Here is an 18535-nt window from a genome sequence, read left to right as displayed (position 1 = left end):
GTTGATTAAATCCCGATAGCTTAAAAAGCTGGATTTCAATTTATTAACACTAACCAAATACAACATGATACACTCAGAATCAGTGAACCTTATGGTTTCATTTTTCCTAGTCGTGGGCTTAGCTATACCTTTTGCCTACACCAAATTCAATTTTCAAAATCTTCCTAAAACAGTAAACTTTCAGGATTTTATAACCCAAAATAATTTTAAACTATCCAAAGTCGAAAAATGGAAAAACCATCAGATGGGTTTTGACTCAGAAAACAACAAACTCATTTATTTCCGCAATGGCAATTATCCATTGCAAACCATTATCGATTTGAAAGAGGTGAAAAACATCAGTATTCACGAGCATTCCCATAGCATTGGAACTGGACGATTGAAGCATGAGGTCATAGATTACCTAGGGGTAAAACTTCAATTTCTGGATACAAATCACCCAGCCAAAATGCTGGAGATATACGACCAAAAACTTTTCCCTTCTATGACAGCTGAAAAGGCTATCGCTAAGAAATGGATAGGAATCCTACAGGATAGAATCAGTAAATAAGCTGGTGAAAATGTAATTCCAATTCATCAAAAAAATCAAAAAGCAGCTTCATGGTTTATGTCAAAAATGCTCTTCGCTTCTGGCAGGAGCATTTTTTGTTTTCCCTAAAATCGTTCTGTAGAAATGCTGTTAAACCCATTTGGGAGTGACATTTGTTACCAATTTGGAAGCTTAACAAATTTTAATTTTGTAATTCAAATCCATAATTAAAAAATTTTCGTAATAAATACCAATTCACAGAAACACTTACAACTATCTAAACCAATCTACTATGAACCAACAATTTACTGTATTAAAAAAGGCCATTGAGGTATTTCATTCTTATGGAATTTATCTGGCAGGAAAACAGAAAAATGCCAACTTTATCCAGCAATTAAATATGGATCCCATTTTCATAAATGGATTGATTTTCGAGTTGGAATTCCAACTTCAGGTCATTTTTCAAGATGAATTACTTGGAGAGGTAAAAACACCAAAAGACTTAATCGGGCTGTTGTTAACAATCCCTCAAGACAATTAAAATTTATATGATTATCCGCAATGGTACCAGTAGTTAATAAATGAGTTTAGAAAGTCGCGGATTATCGTCCACCGACAAAAGTCCTCAGTACAAAGCACGTTGAAATATACTTCTAACCTTTTTTTCTTTGGCTAATGATAAGAAAGCGGATCTACATAAAAATTTAAGAGAACAAACCAACAAAAAAGGCTGCCATCGTGATCGAGGCAGCCTTTATTTTTCTTTTACAAAAATCGTTTCATCCAAACATATCGCATTTGGAGGGCATATATAATGCAACTCTGTAAAATTAGATTGTATAAGATAATCTGAGCTTGCGGATCTAGTTTGTACTAAAACCAATTGATCCCGATTGTCAAATAATTTACCTGCCTCCCCAACTTGAAAGTAAGATTCTTGAAAAATAGAGATCACATCTTCCTCTATCGTGTAAGTTCCGGTGAAGTAATAATTAAACCCTAGATCCTCTGACTCTTCGCTATTCTGTATTATTCCAGATCCAACAACATTCCCTCCAGGTTTAAGGTCTATACTATTGATCAAATCAAAACTGCTCCCTTTGATTTCAAATACATATTTGCCCAAGACTGCAACATTGGCATCTAATTCTTTTTTCTCCTCAATACATGAAAAAAGTACTGAGCCCAATAGTAAAAAATAGAGAGAGTTTAGTTTCATGATCTGTTCTTTGTTAAAAGCTAGGGTATTTTCCTGAAAATCAGAAACCAATTGAAAAATAAAAAAGCTGCTTTCATTTCTAAAAGCAGCTTCATAATTATTGTTTACCCACTAATTGGCGGGACTTTAACAAAGGGAACCGGCGGTGCACAAAACGCATTAGGTGGACATATATAACTTAATTCCTGGTAATCTTCTGAAACCTTATACCGATCATCTAAAGTAAAATCCCTTTCTATCTGAGGCAATTCCTCTTTAGGAACATAAGTAATATCCGGATCAGATAATACGAAAGTGTTTTCATAATCCATCACCACAACATCGTCTTCCAAAGTGTAAGTGCCTTCGAAATAAAACTGGTATCCTAATATTTCAGACTCCCCTTTTTCCCTAAAAAAACCTTGAAAAACAACCTTATTTCCAGCTTTTAATTCAAAGGTTCTAAAAAGGGATAATTCATCATTAAAGTCCACGTCAACTTTTTGATATACACCCAATACAGCTTTTGAAGGACTTAGCTCATCTTCATTCTTACAAGAAGACAGCAGCGCAATAAGAGCAATCAGTATGTAAAACCTGTTTTTCATAACTTATTTATTAATTGAGTTTTTTATAAACCACATTTAAACAATTTACATTGGCTGGACAAATAATCTGAAGTGTTTGAAACTCATCCTTGATGAAATATTCTTCTGATGCCATTCCTCCCTCTTCATAAACTAAATCACTTTTAGGAGCAAAGAAAGTATCCATCAAATTATTATGAAAAGATTCTGTGGATGTAATGGTAACTTTTTCATCTTCAATTTCATACTCTCCATTGAAATAGTACCTATACCCGAGTACTTCTTCTGTGCCAGCTTTAGTAGTAAAAGCTTCTCCATAAACGGTTCCATCAGATTTAAAGTCAAGCGTATTCACGAAGTCCATCTCGTAATTATTGCCAACTTTTTCCAACTTAAATTCATATTTCCCCTGCAACTGATTGCTTGGAATAATATCATCTTCTTTATTACAGCCAAAGGCAAAAAATAAAAGAAGTCCAGTAAATAGTAAATTTTGTTTCATATGAAGAGTTTGATAAAAAAGGATAAAAAACAAGAGATTCACATCTCATAACTAACTACGTAACTAATTATAAAACGCTACAGAATTTTCTAAATAATCATGAAAATTTTAATTGTAGAGACATTGATCTACTAATTTTGGGTATGAGTAGAAATTCACTTACAGGAAACATCAGAAAGAACATACAGATAGGTGATGAGGTGAGCATTGTCCAAAAACATCATCAACGATCCGGCGAATTAACAGAAGGTTTTGTCAAAAGAATATTGACCAGCTCCCCTTCCCATCCACACGGCATCAAAGTGATGCTCGATACAGGTGAAGTAGGAAGAGTCAAGGAAGTTTTTCCAGAAGAAGATTAATTTGGTCTATAAGTCAACTGAAGACCTCTTAAGAAATTACGCAAAACCTGGTCTTTGCAATCTCTGTATTGGCTCTGGCTAGGATTTCTGAAAAAAGCACTCAATTCATGTTTGGAAAGTCTGAATTCGGCTGTCTTAAGAATATTCAGCATATCCTCATCGATCATATTCAAAGCAATTTTCAGCTTTCTCAAAACTTGATTATTGCTTAGACTTTTTTCATTTACGGGATCTTGCCCATCTTTTTTACCACGTTTTAGGATGATAAAGCCATTCAGGAATGCAGCTAAATCTTTATCGTAAATAGGCTTAAACTCCTCATCGTCATCCTTTTTCAACCAACTGGAAACTGTAGGTCGATCCACTTCTACTCCTGCCATTCCAAAAATTTCAATCATTAAAAAATCATTTAAATCGAAGGTGTAGCGAAGACTTCTGAAGATATCGTTGTTGCTCATGGTTTTATTTTGATGCGAAATTAAGGATTTTAAATAGAAGCTCAGGTTCTTTTCTAAACCAGTTCTTTTTCTAAATCTTCCAATGATTTACCTTTTGTCTCAGGCAAAACCAAATAAACCACAACAAAACCAAAAGCACAGATCAATCCATACAACCAGAAATTATTGGCCCAGCCAAGATTTTCTTTAATCGCCGGAAAGAAATAAGTCAATGTAAAATTTCCAACCCAATGTGCCAATGCCCCTATTGAAATGGCTGCACCACGAATTCTTGTTGGAAAAATTTCGGATAGAACTACCCAAAGCAAAGGAGCCAAAGTGAAAGAGTAAAACATCACGTTAGTCAATACTAGCAATACGATGACCCAACCTCCCTGATCAACAGAAAAGGAGTATCCGATTAATCCATATAAAATAGCCATCGCTCCTGTTCCAATTAAGAGGAGCTTTTTCCTGCCAAATTTATCTACCGTGAAAATTGTGATAAAGACAGAAAGCACCATCACTCCACCAATTACGACAATATTCAACATCATCTGCTTTAGGTTATATCCTGCAGCCTGAAAAATATCCGCAGCATAATAGATCACTACATTGACTCCGGACCATTGTTGTAGAAAGGCCAGAAAAATCCCAATTCCTATCAATTTTGGAAGAGGTTTTTTAAGCAAATCTTGAAAGTGAACTTTTCCTAAATCGCCTTCTGCCAACGTAGTTTTAATCTCAGAAATGGAAATATCGCTGTAACTTCTCCCGCCAATTTTTTCTAAAACCTTTCTGGCTTGTTCTTCTTGGTTATTCTTTACCAACCAACGAGCACTCTCTGGCACTAAAAACATCAATAGAAAAAACAACATCGCTGGTATAATTTCAGCTCCAAACATCCATCTCCAACCCGTTTGACCGCTCCAGCTGGCAGCTATTACCTCAAAGTTGGCATTTTCAGGAAGACTGGTATCTACTAATGAAATCTGCCAATTACATACTTGAGCCAATAGCACTCCAATCATCACGAGAAGCTGATTGATAGTCACAAACATCCCTCGCTTTTCTGGAGGAGAAATCTCGGCGATATATAAAGGGGAAAGATTGAGGGCGATTCCCATCGCAATCCCTCCTATAATTCGATAAGCATTAAACCACCAAAATGTTTCTGATAGAGCTGTTCCAAAAGCAGAAAGTGAAAACAGAAATCCAGAAAAAATCAAAAGCCTTCTCCTTCCTAATTTATCACTGAGGATAATGCATAAAATCGCTCCTAGCATACACCCTACTAAAGCCGAACTTGTACCCCAGCCTTGGTCAGATACAGAAGTTATATTGAAATATGGCTCATAAAATGGTTTTGCTCCTCCGATGACCACCCAATCATAACCAAATAAAAACCCTCCTAATGCAGCTGTCAAACTAATTAGCCAGATATATCGCTGGTTATATTCGAATAATGGGTAGGAAGGCGCTGGGTTCGACATAGGTTTTTGGGTTTGGTCTAAAAAGATAAGGATTCAGTTTAAAAATTCAGTGAAATATCCTTTTGACCATCCTGAACTATCGGGTTGAATACTCCTAAATAGAAAAATTGAGGACCATCTTTATACCTCCATGGTCTTCCACTTTCCTTTTCTGAAGAAGTAGAGTGCTACCAAAGCATGAAAAGAATGGGCAAAAGCAATGGCTATAAATATTCCCAAATAACCTAGTTCGAAAGAAAATGCTAGTACATAGGCCAGAGGAACTTCTAAAAACCAAAGCACTCCAATATTAATATATGCGGGGGTTTTGGTATCTCCGGCACCATTAAATGCCTGTGTTAGAACCATTCCAACCGCAAAAAACACATAGCCCAAAACAATTACCCAAAGGCCTTGAGCAGCAATTGCCTGAACTTCTGGAATATCTGTAAAAAAACCAGCGAGTTGGGTATGAAATAGTAAATAAATTCCAGTGACCGAACCCATAAATATCACTGTGTATTTGGTAGTGAGCCAAACTGCTTTCTCAGCCCTATCGATTTGCTTGGCACCCAAGTTTTGTCCAACTAAAGTTGCTGCGGCACCAGATAGTCCCCATGCAGGCATCAAGGTAAACATCAAAACCCTAAAGGCAATTGTATAACCTGCAAGCGATGATGAACCGAATTCTGCATTCATTCTAGTCAAAGCAATCCAAGAAACAGAATCAATTAAAAATTGTCCCATTCCACCGATAGCGATGTCCATGATTTTTTTGACCAAAGCCCAAGAGATCATCATATTTTCCTTGATAATGGTCAGCTTATGTTTGCCATTAAATAAATGATAGAGTTGGTAAATAACTCCCAAAGATCTTCCAAGTGTTGTAGCTATGGCCGCTCCTTCTAGGCCCCAGCCTGTCCAGTTGCCAAAACCAAATATGAAAATGGGATCCAATATTATATTGAAGCCATTCGAAATCCATAATGAACGCATGGCATGATGGGCCTGCCCAGCACCTCTAAAAGCTCCATTTAGCATAAAAAGTAAAAGAATGGCAATATTTCCAGCAAAAACAATTCTGGTAAAATTCACACCTGAATCAATCACATCTTGCTCTGCTCCCATCAATCCTAAAATATCTGGCGCAAATATCCATCCAAGGCCACCTAATAAAATAGCGATTGTTCCTCCTACTACTAAAAGTTGAAAAGCAGCAGCACCTGCTTCTTTGTATTCCTTTTCTCCAAATCTTCTTGCCACCAATGCCGTTGCGGCCATACTGATCCCAAAGCCCATGGCATAAACAATTACAATAACTGATTCGGTAAGTCCGACTGTTGCAATTGCATTTTCTCCAAGTTTAGCCACAAAAAAGATATCCACGATAGCGAAGAGTGACTCCATCATCATCTCCAAAATCATTGGAATCGCCAAAACGAAAATTGCTGTTTTTAAAGAAAGTTTGGTATAATCCTGCTCTTTCCCCTGGATCGCATCTTTGATTAACTGCCAGGCTTTCATGGGTGGTGATTTAAAAATTTTAAGGCGCAAGAAAAGTAAATTTTGAAAGAAGGAAAAATACCAGTATTGAAATAAATGCCCTACAAATTAAATATTAAGAAAAAATCGAAAAAAAAATCATCGGAATTCAGAAATCTAGGCTAAAACAATATGGTAGAAAACTTATAATTTCTTCAGATAGTTATATTTATTTGTCTTAAACCAAGACAATTAGAGAAATTCTAAAAAATCAATTGAAAAAGGCTTCTTTAAGGGTTTTAAAGTTACTATTATTACTAACTGGGAGTATAAGCCCATCAACCTATTATTACAATTTTAAACAAAAAGCTATTATGAGCAGATTTAAAGAAGTGCAAGACCTGGTTAATTCTTTAGAAACAGATTTTGAAAAATTCTATGAAGCAGGTAACAAGGCTGCTGGAACCAGAGTTAGAAACGGCATGCAAGCTATTAAAAACCTTGCACAAGAAATCAGAGCAGAAGTAACTGCAAAGAAAAACGCTGCCAAGTAAAACAAAAAGCCCTGTGATCTTAAAGACCACAGGGCTTTTCAATTATTCTTTAATCTTACAGACTGTCGATAAAGCTTTTTACGTCTTCTTTAGTCTTTCCTGTTTTTTTCTGGATTTGACCAATCAATTGATCTTCTTGGCCTTCTTCATATAACAAATCATCATCGGTTACTTCAGCATATTCTTGCTTAATTTTACCTTTGATTTCATTCCAGTTTCCTTTGATTTTATCTTTTGTAGCACTCATAATAGTTGGTTTTTAGTGAAATAATCATTTACACTTCTTATAAACCATAAGTGGTGCCGAAAATAGATTTAAATCAAAAAATTCAGATAATATACTGTTATACAACGTATTACATCATTTCATCAATTTGCTTTTCTAAAATTAAAATCCTAAAAAAAGAATAGTTTCAACAGATCGGGGAAATTAATCCCTGAGTCTATATTAAATCTTTAATGAGATGGATATAATCTGAAGGAATAGGTTTGAATCCATTTTCGCGAAGCAGTAATGCAATTTGTCCTCTATGATAAGTTCCATGATTGACAATATGGGTAAGAATATCTGACACTTTGCTTTTATAGGAATTGCCTAAAGAATTTGTATAGCTCTTTATCGCCTCTAAATCGACTTCATCTAAAATCTTCATCGTGCATTCCATATTTTCCTTTTCTCTTTCGAGTAATTCGGAAATTGGAAAACTATCCCAAGGCTTGGTATCAATTGACTTTCCCATAATCCTTGAATTCCAGATAAAATGCGCATTAGAAATATGGCAAGCCAGCAGAATTATCCTCTCTGGCATTTGATCAGTATGGGAAAGTAGATATTCAGCCAGAAGTTGGTTGATGGAATTATTGTATTTGAATAGGTTTTTAAAATGTTCGGAAAGAATTGAATTTTTCATGGCTGTATTAGAGAAATTTAGGAATGAATAGGCTAAATATCCTGAATCTTTTAGGATCACAATAAATCCAAAAAAATATATTGCCTATCTTTAATCTAAGTATTTAAATAAAAACACAACTCTATTCACTTTAGAAAACCCTATAAACTCCTATTATTCAATTTTTTACTTGATGTAAAAAGCAAGTAATAGGTTAAACTCAAAATCAAAAAAGGTAAAATTAGAGAATGAATATTTTAGTAATCGACATCGGAGGATCTAATATTAAAATCCTTGCTACAGGTCAGCCTGAGCGAATTAAAATTCCATCTGGCATTGATTTTTCACCTGAAGAAATGATTCCATTGATTAAAGAAAATGCTGCAGATTGGAAATATGATGCGATATCTATTGGTTTTCCTGGGGTAGTAAAAAACAATAAAATCATCACCGAACCTGTCAACTTGGGAGATGGTTGGAAAAAGTACGATTTTGAAAAGTCTTTTGGTTGTCCTGTCAAAATCATAAACGATGCCGCCATGCAGGCACTAGGCGGATATGAAAACAAAAAGCTTTTATTTCTTGGATTTGGTACAGGACTAGGGACAGCGATGGTGGTTAACAAAACCATTATCCCTTTAGAGGCTGGACACCTACCTTATAAGAAAGGCACATTTGAAAACTATGTAGGCAAAGAATTTTTAATAGAAAGAGGTTCAAAGAAATGGGAAAAACACGTACATAATTGTATTGAAAAATTCTCTCATGTCTTTCAGCCTGATGATATTTTACTTGGAGGGGGTAATTCAAAACTAATCTCCTATGTACTGGAAGGTTGCAGATTGGGCACCAACCAAAATGCATTCCGAGGAGGATTTAGATTATGGGAAGAAGATTTTAACATCTAATATTTCCAAATAATCACAAGTCTCTATTCTTCTAATATTCATAGGAACAAGTTAAAAAAGACAATTTCTGCAGACATTTATCTTTTCGAAATATTTTTTGAAAAACATATAATTGGTTTTCATCATTAGCCTTTTGTTATACATCCCAAATTGAATTTTTAAAGGGGATATTATTTTGATAATTGTATTAATAAAGCTAGATTTCAATCTATCTTATTGAAAAATTTCAATGATTTATTATTGTAATTTCAATGTAGATCTAGACTACTTCAATTATCATAATTAATTCAGATTGAATACTGTGTATGAAATTAGGTATCATTGGTGGAACGAATCTTTCTAATACTTTAGGTAAAAAGTATATAGAAGCTGGTCTTAATGTAGTGTTTGGAGTAAGAAATGATTTCGATACTCAATCAATAGAGTGGAAACAACTCAATAGATTTTATGATCGAATTTGTCCTTATGAATCAGCAATAATTCAATCCGAAATCATTCTGATTTGCTGTGAAAACGAAAACCTAAAACAAGTTTGTGAAGCACTAAAATCAGTAGATTTAGAGGACAAAATAATCATTGATTGTACCAATGGAACTTCGAGCACAACATCCAATTCAAATACGGATTTAATCAAAAAATCTACGCCTAATAATCTGATTTTTAAAGCATTTAACAACCTAGGATTGGACTATCCAAAATCTGATATTTTAGGGATAATCAAAGAGACATATTATTGTGGGGATGATGAAATTACTAAATTGAGAGTGAAGCGATTGATCGAACTTATAGGATTCAAAGCAATAGATGCAGGACAAATACATAATGCCTATTTATTAGAAGCTTTTTATCATCTAAGTAAAGAAATCACTTGGCAAAACAGAGAGAAATCAAACTATCATTTTAAATTAATTTCTGTTTGAGTATATTTTAAATATTCTATTTTTTTTAAATAAAAAGAACCTCCCTAATGATAGGTTTAGATTTAATTTATTTTTATCACATTAAATATTTTCAAGAATAATCATTTTAAACATCCAAAAAACTACTTTTTGATTTAATATAAATATCGATAATTCATTTTATTTAATATTCTAATTCGATGTAATTGAAGCTCAATCGAAAAATTACTAAGATTTATGATTAGCAGCACTTTAGAAAAACTGAGAGAAATACAACTAAATCTTATCAAATTCTGATTTACCTTTTCGAGGCTATTTAATTAAAAAAAGCCAAGCACTACCTGATCATTTTGGAGCAATTTCTGAATAAAAGAAAAACACTGAGTAAAAATTACAATTCGTAGAGGATAAAATTACTTTTTGTTTCAAAATGAAAGTAGTTTTATAATTTCAGCAATTATAATCAATCGTCCTTTTAAAGAAATCAAAGATTTGTTTCAACAAAGTCTGAGTCTGAATTATTCTTTCTCTCAATCACAGAAAAAAATGATCAAATATTTTCAAGTTCTATTTATAAGTTGTTTTTGTCTTCAGGCAGTTAGTTCCGTAAATGCTCAAATTTTCAGAGCTCCCCAGGAATTCACCCATCAAGATACGCTTCGAGGTTCTAATACTCCTGACCGAGCATGGTGGGATTTATTTAAGTATCAATTGAATTTGAAAGTTGACCCCACAACCAAGTCAATTTCTGGAAGTAACCTCATGACTTATAAAGTGATCGATGATTCCAAACGTATTCAAATTGAGCTACAAGAACCCATGAAGCTCGTAAAGGCAATTCAGAATGAACAGGAATTGTCCATAGAAAAAGATGGATACAGTTATTTCATCACTCCTACTTCCAATCAGGAAATCGGAAAGTCTTATCAAATCAACTTAATCTTTGAAGGCTCTCCAGTGATTGCTGTTCGCCCGCCCTGGGATGGCGGCTTGACTTGGAGTCAGGATAGCAATGGTTTACCATTTATAGCAAATTCCAATCAGGGAATTGGTGCAAGTATCTGGTGGCCAAATAAAGACTATGCAGCAGATGAACCTGACAATGGAGTTTTGATGGCTGTGGAAGTACCAGAAAACCTAATGGATGTATCCAATGGCAGATTAATCAAAACAGATCACGACAAAAAAGCCAAAACCAAGACCTACCATTGGGAAGTAAAAAACCCGATCAATAACTACGGAATCAACATCAACATTGGAGATTATGTCCATTTCGGAGAAAAGTTTGAAGGAGAAAAAGGGACTTTGGACATGGATTATTATGTGCTCAAAGAGAATCTAGATAAGGCAAAAAGTCAGTTCAAAGATGCTCCTAAGATGATGAAAGCCTTTGAGCATTGGTTTGGTCCCTACCCTTTTTATGAAGACAGTTACAAATTGGTAGAAACTCCCTATCTGGGCATGGAGCACCAAAGCTCAGTGACTTATGGGAACAATTATGCCAATGGATATTTAGGAAGAGACCTAAGCGGAACCGGCTGGGGATTGAAATTTGATTTTATCATCATCCACGAGTCTGGTCACGAATGGTTTGCCAATAACATTACTTACAAAGACGTGGCAGATATGTGGATTCATGAAAGCTTTACTGCCTATTCAGAAAACCTGTTTCTTGACTACTATTACGGCAAAGAGGCCAGTAGTGAATATGTGATTGGAACCCGTAAAAACATCAACAACGACATTCCAATTATCGGCCCATACGGAGTCAATCAAGAAGGGTCCGGAGACATGTACTATAAAGGAGCTAATATGCTTCATACCATTAGGCAAATAGTGAATGACGATGAAAAATGGAGAATGATTTTAAGGGGCTTGAATGAAGAATTCTACCATCAAACTGTGACAAGCAAACAAATAGAAACCTATATCAGCGAGAAAGCAGACATCAACCTTTCTTCGGTTTTTGACCAATACCTTCGTGATATCAGAATTCCTATTCTCAGCTATTACGTGCAGGACAACAAGCTATTCTTCCGTTGGGAAAATGCAATACAAACTTTTACAATGCCTGTCAAAGTAAAGATCAATTCAGAAAAAGAGGTTTGGCTAAACCCTACAACCAGATGGGATAATATGGAGCTTCCAGCTTCAAAAATCCAGCTAACTGTCGATCCAAACTTTTATGTAGGAACCTTAAATCTTACAGGAAAATAAAAAAAGCGGCCCCATAATTTGGGGCCGTTTTTTTTATACTTAATTCATCAACAATTCAATCAACTGATAAGGAGCTTGCACCGTATTGACTTTATCGTCATTGATTTCTTTGTGAAGCTCATATTCCAGATCGAAAATCAAACCAGAAATAAAGACTTTATCCATCCGTAGATCTTCTTCAAATCGATCGTATTTCCTCTTTCCTTTGAGAGATATTCCATATTGTTGAAACACCTTTTCTATTTTTTTTAGCTCACTATTCGTTTTCATAAGCTTCTGATTTTCAGTAATTATTCAAAGTTGGTTTATTAATTTATACGTAAGCAGCAGCTTCAGATTCAAACTCCTCCACGTTGGTATCTTCCAGTTCGATATGCTTTTTCTCAGCCTTTCCGATTCTTGCCATAAATCTGTCAAACAAGTAATAGATCACCGGCACCACGACTAAGGTCAAGAACATGGAAGACATCAATCCACCGATAATTACCCAAGCCAATCCATTTTTCCACTCGGCTCCTGCTCCACCTGCCAAAGCAATCGGAAGCATACCAATTACCATCGCCAAAGTGGTCATCAAGATCGGTCTAAATCGGATTTTCACAGCTTTCTCCAATGCAGCTTTCACTTCTACTCCAGCCTCTTTCAACTGATTGGTAAAATCGACCAATAGAATGGCATTTTTCGCTACCAAGCCCATCAGCATAATCAATCCCATTATACTGAAAATACTCAAAGTACCTTTTGTCAAAGCCAAGGCCAACAAAGATCCAATCAAAGCCATCGGCAAAGAGAACATCACAACCAGTGGATAAACATAGGAATCATACAAGGCTACCATGATCAAATAAATCAAAATGATAGATGCCAAAAGAGCAATTCCAAGGCTACCGAAACCTTCACTCTGGTTTTTCATATCGCCATCGTAATTGATCTGAACCTGTTGCGGCAAAGTCATTTCATTAATAGCTGCTGTTAACTCCGCTCCTACTGTTCCAGAAGGAACACCTGCCACTTGCGAGGTAATTTTTACAGATGAAACCCTGTCTCTTCTTTCCAACTTCGTCGGTCCTTCTGATTGAGTGACTGTAGCAAACTGGGATAGTTTCACCTGCTGTCCTTTTCTATTCAAAAACGCCAGGTTCTCAACATCTGAAATTGATTTTCTGTCAAATTCATTCAGTTTCACCATGATGTCGTACTCATAATCTCCATCGGTGTATTTGGAATCATCATTCCCATTAAAAGCCACTTGTAGCGCTCCACCCACCATGTCCATAGACAAGTTCAACTCATTCATTTTATCACGATCCACCTCGATTTTAATTTCTGGGTTTCCTGCTTCCAATGAACTTTCAATTTTTCTTGTACCTCTCAAATTCGCCAGAATTGACATGATCTTTTCAGAAGTTACACGGATACTGTCTTTATCAGGACCCGATACAATCACTTGAATCGGAGCATCATTCGCAGTACCCATGATAGAGATTGGAACAGCCGTATACTCAGCTCCAGTAATCGTTTCTTCCAGAGTATTCTCGACCTGTCTTGCATAGTCAGGACCTGACATGGTTCTGTGTTCAGGATCCACCAATTTCACAGAAATTTCAGAAGTATAAGGTGAGGATTGTGAGCCTGTAAACTGCCCGCTGGAAACCCCTACAGTGGTAAACACCTCAGTCACTTCTGGAAGTGTTCTTAAGTAATCTTCCACTTCTCTTGTCTTGAAATTAGTTTGCTCTAGCGTAGCATCTTTTGGTAGTTCCAATCTCAAAATAAATTCACCACGATCTCCTTCACTGACAAACTCACTTCCGATAAACCCTTTGATTACCAAGAAGAATGAAGAGATAAATAACACGAAGGTGATTCCCAAAAGGGCAAATTTATGGGCAAAACCCCATCTTAGAATATCTACTAACCAATCCACAAATCCATCAAGAGCACTTTCAAAACCATAGACAATTTTGCCAAAGAAGGAGTTTTTGTCCAGGTGCTCCAGCTTAGAAAAGCGGGAAGTCAACAGTGGAATTAGAGTAAATGCCACCAGCAAGGAAATCAATGTAGCCGTGGCGACCGTGATACTGAATTGGGTAAGAATACCCGCAATCAGTCCACCGGTCATTGCCAACGGTACAAACACAACAATAATAACTAGGGTGATAGAAACAACTGTTGATCCTATTTCTCGAATACCGTCATAAGATGCCTGAGCAATGGATTTTCCCATTTCCAAGTGACGATAAATGTTTTCAATTACTACAATGGCATCATCGACCAGAATACCCACCACCAGAGACAAGGCCAATAAACTCATCAAGTTCAGCGTGAATCCCGCCAAAAACATGACCGTAAATGTTGCCACGATAGAAGCTGGAACGGCGATCATTACGATGATAGCATTTCTAATACTGTGAAGGAATAACAACATGATCAAGGCTACCAAAAGAATTGCAATTCCAAGGTCTTTGATCACATCATTAGCAGCTTCCAAAGTAAACTCTGAGGTGTTTTGGGAGATCTCAAAAGAAAGACCTTCCTTACCATAGGTATTCTCCAAAATGGTCAATTCATGCTCGATCAATTCAGAAACTTCCACCGCATTGGCATCTGATTGCTTTTGAATTGTCAGACCAATAGCCGCTTTGCCATTCAATCGAGTCAAAATTTCCTCGTCTTTGTAATCATCCAATACTTCCGCCACTTCTTTTAACTGAATCGGAGATTGATCGTCACGATAAGCAATGATCAGGTTTTCGATCTGCTCCACAGAAGAAAACTTCCCAGCTAAACGAATCAAAATCTGGCTGCTTTCATTCTTTAATCTTCCTGTAGGAAAGTCAAGATTACTGGCATTGATAGTCTGAGCGATAGTAATTGGAGAAATGCCATAGGCTTCCAATTTGTTTCTATCCAAATTGACCTTGATCTCACGCTCTGTACCACCAAGCATATTTACCTGAGCAACTCCACCAATTTTGGCGATAGAAGGTTGGATTTTATTCTTGATCAAATCATAAAACTCAGAAGGATTCAGATTGGAATAAACCGCCATTTGCGTGATCGGCAAATCGTCCAAATCAAACTTTCCTAAGCTAGGAGGATCTGCATCTTCAGGTAAATCACCTAAAATCGCATTGATTTTTCTTTGGGCATCCTGAAGGGAAAGATCCACATCCTGACCAGCTTCTATCTCGATCGTGATGATAGAAATACTCTCCTGAGAAATGGAATTCATTGATTTAATTCCTTCCAGAGATGCCACTGCATCTTCAATTTTCTTCGTCACAGAAGTTTCAACTTCTGAAGGGGCTGCACCAGGGTAAATCGTGGAAATGGTGACCACATTGGTTTCCATTTTCGGCAAAAGCTCGTAAGACAATTGCGAATAGGAAAAAATCCCAAGCAAAGTCAAAACCGTGAAAAGGACGACGACCATGGTCGACCTTTGTATAGATATTTTGGTTATCTGCATCTTACTGAACTTTTACTTTTGTTCCTTCTTTGATATTGATCAGACCAGATGAAATCACTTCCTGACCTTCGGTCAAACCCTCTAATACCTCAACAGTACCTTCGTCTAAAGTATTGATGGTCACAGGCTGATAAACTGCCTCACCTTTTTCAATCAAATAAACACCTGGGTTTTTCAAACTCCCCACGATGGATTTTCTGCTGATCTGAAGCACTTCCTCATTCTGAGAAAATTCAAATTTTGCAGTACCAAACATCCCTGCTTTAATCTGATCAGCATCTTTTCCGGTCATTTCTAAAATGACTTCGTATTTAAAAGAAGCATCAGCTTTATCAGAAATAAAATCTACTTTTCCGGAAAACTCCTGACCATTAATGGCATTTACCTCCACTGGAATCATATCCCCTCTTTTCACTTTGGCGATCTCACTTTCACTTACTTTCACGGCCAGCTTCAATGGGTTTTTATTGATGATATCTGCGATTGGCATTCCAGGTGAAACCAAGGTTCCCAATTCGTAATAATCTTCATTGATAAATCCGGAAATCGGAGCGGTAATCTGTGTATCAGCCAATCTCTTCTTCAAAGCACTGAACTGTGCATCGGCGATCTTAAATGCTTTTTCATTTTCTTCGTATTGCTTTTTAGTGATCGCATCAGTAGCTGCCAAATTTGCATAGCGCTGCAAATCCTTTTCTGCCTGATCTCTGTTTAATTTTGCGATTTCGTAATCTGCACGGATCAAACGATCATCAATCTGCACGATCAAGTCTCCACGCTTCACGTAGCTACCCTTCTTTTTTAGAATTTTGACAATCGATCCAGACGTTTCTGACATCAGCTTCAATTCCTGATGCGCTTCAAAAACACCATTTGCCTCAAAATTCCTGTTGACAGTTTTCTTAGCTACTTTTTCTGTCGTGATGGAAATAAACTCACTGGACTTCATGGCCAAATTTGCCGCCTCATTCATCTCAGTTTTGTTGTTGTATAGTGTGTAGGCGACTGCACCCACTGCCATAAAAAGAAAGAAAATTATTATTGCCTTTTTCATTGTTGCACGTGTTTCTTTTAGTTTAATAGGTTGGTTATTTGTCCAGTGGAATTCAAAATTTCTAATTGGGCAATTCTCACCTGAATGATCTGATTATTGTAGTTTGCCTGGGCGGTTCTTTGGGTAGTCTCAGCATCCAAAAGGTCTGTCAATGGACTCAATCCCTCTTTATAAAGCAATTCAGAGTCTTTCAAAACATCATTGGATAATTCCAGATTATCTTTTAGAGATGCCAGCGTACTCAAGGAATTGTAGTACTTGTTGACTGCAGTATTGTATTCCAACTCCGCCGCATCTTCTGCCTGCATTCTGTCCAGGTTTAATTGCTGGGCATTTACTTTTGATTGGGCAGCTTTTGATTTGGTTTGCAGTCCATCAAAAATTGGGATCTGAAGTTTTAGTCCAATCAAAAATCCTTGGTACCAGACTTTATTCTGACTTAAAAAGTCAAATTCCTGAGCAAAAGCATTTTTGTTCCAATCTGCAAAACCCACAAGCTGTGGCTGATGCTGAGCTTTGATATTCTTGTATTCGTACTCGTATAAGGTCTCTTGAACACCCAGTAATTGAATGTCTTTTCTATCGAATATATTGAAATCCGCTACTTGAAAATCCTGAACTTTCTCGTTCATATCAGCCACTGATTTGTCCAGTTTTAATTCTGTATCTACCGGAATACCCATTACCAACTTTAGGTATCCTTCTCTCTGGTAAATAGAAATCTCCAAGTTTTCAAGCTCACTTCTGACTGAACTCAAATTCACTTTTACTCGATTGAGATCCACTTTTCTCGCCAGGTCATTTTCATATTGAGATTGAAGGATCTTCTCCAGACTTTCCAATTGATCAATATTTGCCTGCAAGTTTTCTCTTTGAAGATGAAGCTGGATTGCTCCGAGATAATTCATGGAAATCTCATGAATCACATCCTCCTCAGATTGTTGCGCGAGAAGTCTATAAAACTCCTCCCCTGTTTTGGCAGCTTTCAACCCAATCAGATAGGAATTACTATAAATCAACTGACTCAATTCAAATCCTGCCTTCAATGATTGCGGTACGCCTAGGGAAATCACCTGAATATCATTTGGGTCTCCTCCAAAAATCCCTCCCGGTACAGCCTGTGGAAAAACATCAAGGAAGTTATTATACTGACCATAAGCCGAAAACTGCGGCAAACCAGCACCTCTGATTTCGTCTCTATTGTACTTGGCTTTGGTCTCATCCAAAATTGCCTTTTTCAAATTCCGGTTGTTTTCAAGACCGATCTCGATACTTTGCCTCAGTGTCAGGGTATCTGGATACGTGACCTTTTCTGTATTCAAATCCCCCTGACCAAAGGCTCCTAAAGGACTTACCAGAAACATCAGATATGTAAAATATTTTCTGAACATGGTATTAAATAATAGTTAATTTATAATATTAAAGTTGATTCTGTTTTTAGTGAACTAATAATTCAAATTTTTTTAAGCTTGCTGCTTCTTAAATCTTTCAAATAAGGCTGGAATCTCCTGCTTGAAGAAGCATAGGAAATTTGAAAAGTCTCTCATTCTACAATTGAATTCTGGGTTCTTTTCAGTTCTTACCTCCAAGACCTCATCGATAAATTTTTGTATTTCGGCTATGTTTTGGAGTTCCTTTTCAAAATCTTCTCTCCAATCACTCACCTTCAAAGCAAAATATCTTTTCCTGTCACCAGGTCTAGTGCTGTAAACACATCTACCTTTTGCTTGTAAAAATGTCAAAGCATTACTCACCGCACTTTTACTTACTCCTAATTGCTCTACAATTTCGTCGAAGGAAACCTCGCCTTCATCATGAACTAAAAGCAATCCGATAATTCTTCCAACCAAAGGCTGCATTCCCTTGTGCTCATGGAAAACTCCAATTCGCTCAATTAATTCCTTATGCTTTTCAGTTAATACCATCGCTTCGTATTTTCAGTTATGGGTTTATAACGGCACAAATATAAACA

The 18535-nt window shown here is 36.4% G+C and carries 20 protein-coding genes; 7 read left to right on the top strand and 13 right to left on the bottom strand.

Translation table 11 applies throughout. From position 1 onward, the window contains the following. Positions 1 to 64: 64 nt before the first annotated feature. Both FHS59_RS18380 and FHS59_RS18375 read left to right on the top strand, forming a co-directional pair. Positions 65 to 550 carry a hypothetical protein gene (locus FHS59_RS18380; RefSeq protein ID WP_184496826.1) on the top strand — a complete coding sequence of 162 codons (486 nt, stop codon included), beginning with the start codon at positions 65 to 67 and terminating at the stop codon, positions 548 to 550. A gap of 271 nt (positions 551 to 821) precedes the next feature. Further along, a complete protein-coding gene (locus tag FHS59_RS18375; protein ID WP_184496825.1) occupies positions 822 to 1070 on the top strand; it encodes an acyl carrier protein in 249 nt (82 codons plus the stop codon). Between the two features lie 213 nt (positions 1071 to 1283). Here the strand turns inward: FHS59_RS18375 and FHS59_RS18370 are convergent, their stop codons facing one another. The 3 genes from FHS59_RS18370 to FHS59_RS18360 all read right to left on the bottom strand — a co-directional run bounded on the left by FHS59_RS18370 (position 1284) and on the right by FHS59_RS18360 (position 2816). Further along, positions 1284 to 1748 carry a hypothetical protein gene (locus FHS59_RS18370; RefSeq protein ID WP_184496824.1) on the bottom strand — a complete coding sequence of 155 codons (465 nt, stop codon included), beginning with the start codon at positions 1746 to 1748 and terminating at the stop codon, positions 1284 to 1286. A gap of 104 nt (positions 1749 to 1852) precedes the next feature. Beyond that, complete coding sequence (locus FHS59_RS18365; RefSeq protein ID WP_184496823.1) at positions 1853 to 2335, bottom strand: hypothetical protein; 483 nt, start codon at positions 2333 to 2335, stop codon at positions 1853 to 1855. A 10-nt stretch (positions 2336 to 2345) separates the two neighbouring features. Beyond that, positions 2346 to 2816, bottom strand: coding sequence for a hypothetical protein (locus tag FHS59_RS18360; protein WP_184496822.1), 471 nt, complete (start codon positions 2814 to 2816; stop codon positions 2346 to 2348). 143 nt (positions 2817 to 2959) lie between these two features. Between FHS59_RS18360 and FHS59_RS18355 the strand changes: the two genes are divergently transcribed. Further along, positions 2960 to 3178, top strand: coding sequence for a YwbE family protein (locus tag FHS59_RS18355; RefSeq protein ID WP_184496821.1), 219 nt, complete (start codon positions 2960 to 2962; stop codon positions 3176 to 3178). On the opposite strand, the gene FHS59_RS18350 is transcribed toward FHS59_RS18355, so the two are convergent. From FHS59_RS18350 to FHS59_RS18340, 3 genes are all read right to left on the bottom strand, one after another. After that, on the bottom strand, positions 3175 to 3636 hold the full coding sequence (locus FHS59_RS18350; RefSeq protein ID WP_184496820.1) for a YehS family protein: 462 nt from the start codon (positions 3634 to 3636) through the stop codon (positions 3175 to 3177). The genes FHS59_RS18355 and FHS59_RS18350 overlap by 4 nt on opposite strands. A gap of 53 nt (positions 3637 to 3689) precedes the next feature. Then, entirely contained in the window at positions 3690 to 5108 is a 1419-nt protein-coding gene (locus FHS59_RS18345; RefSeq protein WP_184496819.1) for a sugar porter family MFS transporter, read from the bottom strand. A 120-nt stretch (positions 5109 to 5228) separates the two neighbouring features. Further along, complete coding sequence (locus FHS59_RS18340; RefSeq protein ID WP_184496818.1) at positions 5229 to 6611, bottom strand: MATE family efflux transporter; 1383 nt, start codon at positions 6609 to 6611, stop codon at positions 5229 to 5231. 332 nt (positions 6612 to 6943) lie between these two features. On the opposite strand from FHS59_RS18340, the gene FHS59_RS18335 reads away from it, so the two are divergent. Further along, positions 6944 to 7123, top strand: coding sequence for a histone H1 (locus tag FHS59_RS18335; RefSeq protein WP_184496817.1), 180 nt, complete (start codon positions 6944 to 6946; stop codon positions 7121 to 7123). A 55-nt stretch (positions 7124 to 7178) separates the two neighbouring features. Here FHS59_RS18335 and FHS59_RS18330 read toward each other — a convergent pair whose 3' ends face one another. Next, complete coding sequence (locus FHS59_RS18330) at positions 7179 to 7370, bottom strand: CsbD family protein (protein WP_184496816.1); 192 nt, start codon at positions 7368 to 7370, stop codon at positions 7179 to 7181. 196 nt (positions 7371 to 7566) lie between these two features. Next, a complete protein-coding gene (locus tag FHS59_RS18325; protein WP_184496815.1) occupies positions 7567 to 8034 on the bottom strand; it encodes a DinB family protein in 468 nt (155 codons plus the stop codon). 227 nt (positions 8035 to 8261) lie between these two features. Here FHS59_RS18325 and FHS59_RS18320 point away from each other — a divergent pair, with 227 nt between their 5' ends. From FHS59_RS18320 to FHS59_RS18310, 3 genes are all read left to right on the top strand, one after another. After that, positions 8262 to 8921: an ROK family protein gene (locus tag FHS59_RS18320; protein WP_184496814.1), complete on the top strand. Its 660-nt coding sequence runs from the start codon at positions 8262 to 8264 to the stop codon at positions 8919 to 8921. A 305-nt stretch (positions 8922 to 9226) separates the two neighbouring features. Further along, positions 9227 to 9841 (top strand): NADPH-dependent F420 reductase, encoded by a 615-nt coding sequence (locus tag FHS59_RS18315; RefSeq protein WP_184496813.1) that lies wholly within the window; start codon positions 9227 to 9229, stop codon positions 9839 to 9841. Between the two features lie 525 nt (positions 9842 to 10366). After that, positions 10367 to 12037: a M1 family metallopeptidase gene (locus tag FHS59_RS18310; protein WP_184496812.1), complete on the top strand. Its 1671-nt coding sequence runs from the start codon at positions 10367 to 10369 to the stop codon at positions 12035 to 12037. A 39-nt stretch (positions 12038 to 12076) separates the two neighbouring features. On the opposite strand, the gene FHS59_RS18305 is transcribed toward FHS59_RS18310, so the two are convergent. The 5 genes from FHS59_RS18305 to FHS59_RS18285 all read right to left on the bottom strand — a co-directional run bounded on the left by FHS59_RS18305 (position 12077) and on the right by FHS59_RS18285 (position 18488). Further along, positions 12077 to 12307, bottom strand: coding sequence for an acyl carrier protein (locus tag FHS59_RS18305; protein ID WP_184496811.1), 231 nt, complete (start codon positions 12305 to 12307; stop codon positions 12077 to 12079). A gap of 43 nt (positions 12308 to 12350) precedes the next feature. Beyond that, complete coding sequence (locus FHS59_RS18300) at positions 12351 to 15509, bottom strand: efflux RND transporter permease subunit (protein ID WP_184496810.1); 3159 nt, start codon at positions 15507 to 15509, stop codon at positions 12351 to 12353. A 1-nt stretch (position 15510) separates the two neighbouring features. Continuing rightward, on the bottom strand, positions 15511 to 16563 hold the full coding sequence (locus FHS59_RS18295; protein ID WP_184496809.1) for an efflux RND transporter periplasmic adaptor subunit: 1053 nt from the start codon (positions 16561 to 16563) through the stop codon (positions 15511 to 15513). Between the two features lie 17 nt (positions 16564 to 16580). After that, the gene (locus FHS59_RS18290; RefSeq protein ID WP_246388512.1) at positions 16581 to 17954 is read right to left on the bottom strand and encodes a TolC family protein; all 1374 of its coding nucleotides are present in this window, start codon (positions 17952 to 17954) and stop codon (positions 16581 to 16583) included. 72 nt (positions 17955 to 18026) lie between these two features. Further along, a complete protein-coding gene (locus FHS59_RS18285; protein ID WP_184496808.1) occupies positions 18027 to 18488 on the bottom strand; it encodes a GbsR/MarR family transcriptional regulator in 462 nt (153 codons plus the stop codon). Between the last annotated feature and the right edge of the window lie 47 nt (positions 18489 to 18535).

It is taken from the genome of Algoriphagus iocasae (assembly GCF_014206875.1).
GTDB lineage: Bacteria > Bacteroidota > Bacteroidia > Cytophagales > Cyclobacteriaceae > Algoriphagus > Algoriphagus iocasae.
This window is presented reverse-complemented; position numbering and strand designations above follow the sequence as displayed.

Excerpts from the sequence above, each read along its gene's own strand:
- FHS59_RS18335 (WP_184496817.1), top strand. The coding sequence starts at position 6,944 with ATGAGCAGATTTAAAGAAGTGCAAGACCTGGTTAATTCTTTAGAAACA.
- FHS59_RS18310 (WP_184496812.1), top strand. The coding sequence starts at position 10,367 with ATGATCAAATATTTTCAAGTTCTATTTATAAGTTGTTTTTGTCTTCAG.
- FHS59_RS18380 (WP_184496826.1), top strand. The coding sequence starts at position 65 with ATGATACACTCAGAATCAGTGAACCTTATGGTTTCATTTTTCCTAGTC.
- FHS59_RS18355 (WP_184496821.1), top strand. The coding sequence starts at position 2,960 with ATGAGTAGAAATTCACTTACAGGAAACATCAGAAAGAACATACAGATA.
- FHS59_RS18350 (WP_184496820.1), bottom strand. The coding sequence starts at position 3,636 with ATGAGCAACAACGATATCTTCAGAAGTCTTCGCTACACCTTCGATTTA.
- FHS59_RS18370 (WP_184496824.1), bottom strand. The coding sequence starts at position 1,748 with ATGAAACTAAACTCTCTCTATTTTTTACTATTGGGCTCAGTACTTTTT.
- FHS59_RS18305 (WP_184496811.1), bottom strand. The coding sequence starts at position 12,307 with ATGAAAACGAATAGTGAGCTAAAAAAAATAGAAAAGGTGTTTCAACAA.
- FHS59_RS18340 (WP_184496818.1), bottom strand. The coding sequence starts at position 6,611 with ATGAAAGCCTGGCAGTTAATCAAAGATGCGATCCAGGGGAAAGAGCAG.
- FHS59_RS18295 (WP_184496809.1), bottom strand. The coding sequence starts at position 16,563 with ATGAAAAAGGCAATAATAATTTTCTTTCTTTTTATGGCAGTGGGTGCA.
- FHS59_RS18360 (WP_184496822.1), bottom strand. The coding sequence starts at position 2,816 with ATGAAACAAAATTTACTATTTACTGGACTTCTTTTATTTTTTGCCTTT.
- FHS59_RS18320 (WP_184496814.1), top strand. The coding sequence starts at position 8,262 with ATGAATATTTTAGTAATCGACATCGGAGGATCTAATATTAAAATCCTT.
- FHS59_RS18285 (WP_184496808.1), bottom strand. The coding sequence starts at position 18,488 with ATGGTATTAACTGAAAAGCATAAGGAATTAATTGAGCGAATTGGAGTT.
- FHS59_RS18290 (WP_246388512.1), bottom strand. The coding sequence starts at position 17,954 with ATGTTCAGAAAATATTTTACATATCTGATGTTTCTGGTAAGTCCTTTA.
- FHS59_RS18315 (WP_184496813.1), top strand. The coding sequence starts at position 9,227 with ATGAAATTAGGTATCATTGGTGGAACGAATCTTTCTAATACTTTAGGT.
- FHS59_RS18365 (WP_184496823.1), bottom strand. The coding sequence starts at position 2,335 with ATGAAAAACAGGTTTTACATACTGATTGCTCTTATTGCGCTGCTGTCT.
- FHS59_RS18330 (WP_184496816.1), bottom strand. The coding sequence starts at position 7,370 with ATGAGTGCTACAAAAGATAAAATCAAAGGAAACTGGAATGAAATCAAA.
- FHS59_RS18300 (WP_184496810.1), bottom strand. The coding sequence starts at position 15,509 with ATGCAGATAACCAAAATATCTATACAAAGGTCGACCATGGTCGTCGTC.
- FHS59_RS18375 (WP_184496825.1), top strand. The coding sequence starts at position 822 with ATGAACCAACAATTTACTGTATTAAAAAAGGCCATTGAGGTATTTCAT.
- FHS59_RS18345 (WP_184496819.1), bottom strand. The coding sequence starts at position 5,108 with ATGTCGAACCCAGCGCCTTCCTACCCATTATTCGAATATAACCAGCGA.
- FHS59_RS18325 (WP_184496815.1), bottom strand. The coding sequence starts at position 8,034 with ATGAAAAATTCAATTCTTTCCGAACATTTTAAAAACCTATTCAAATAC.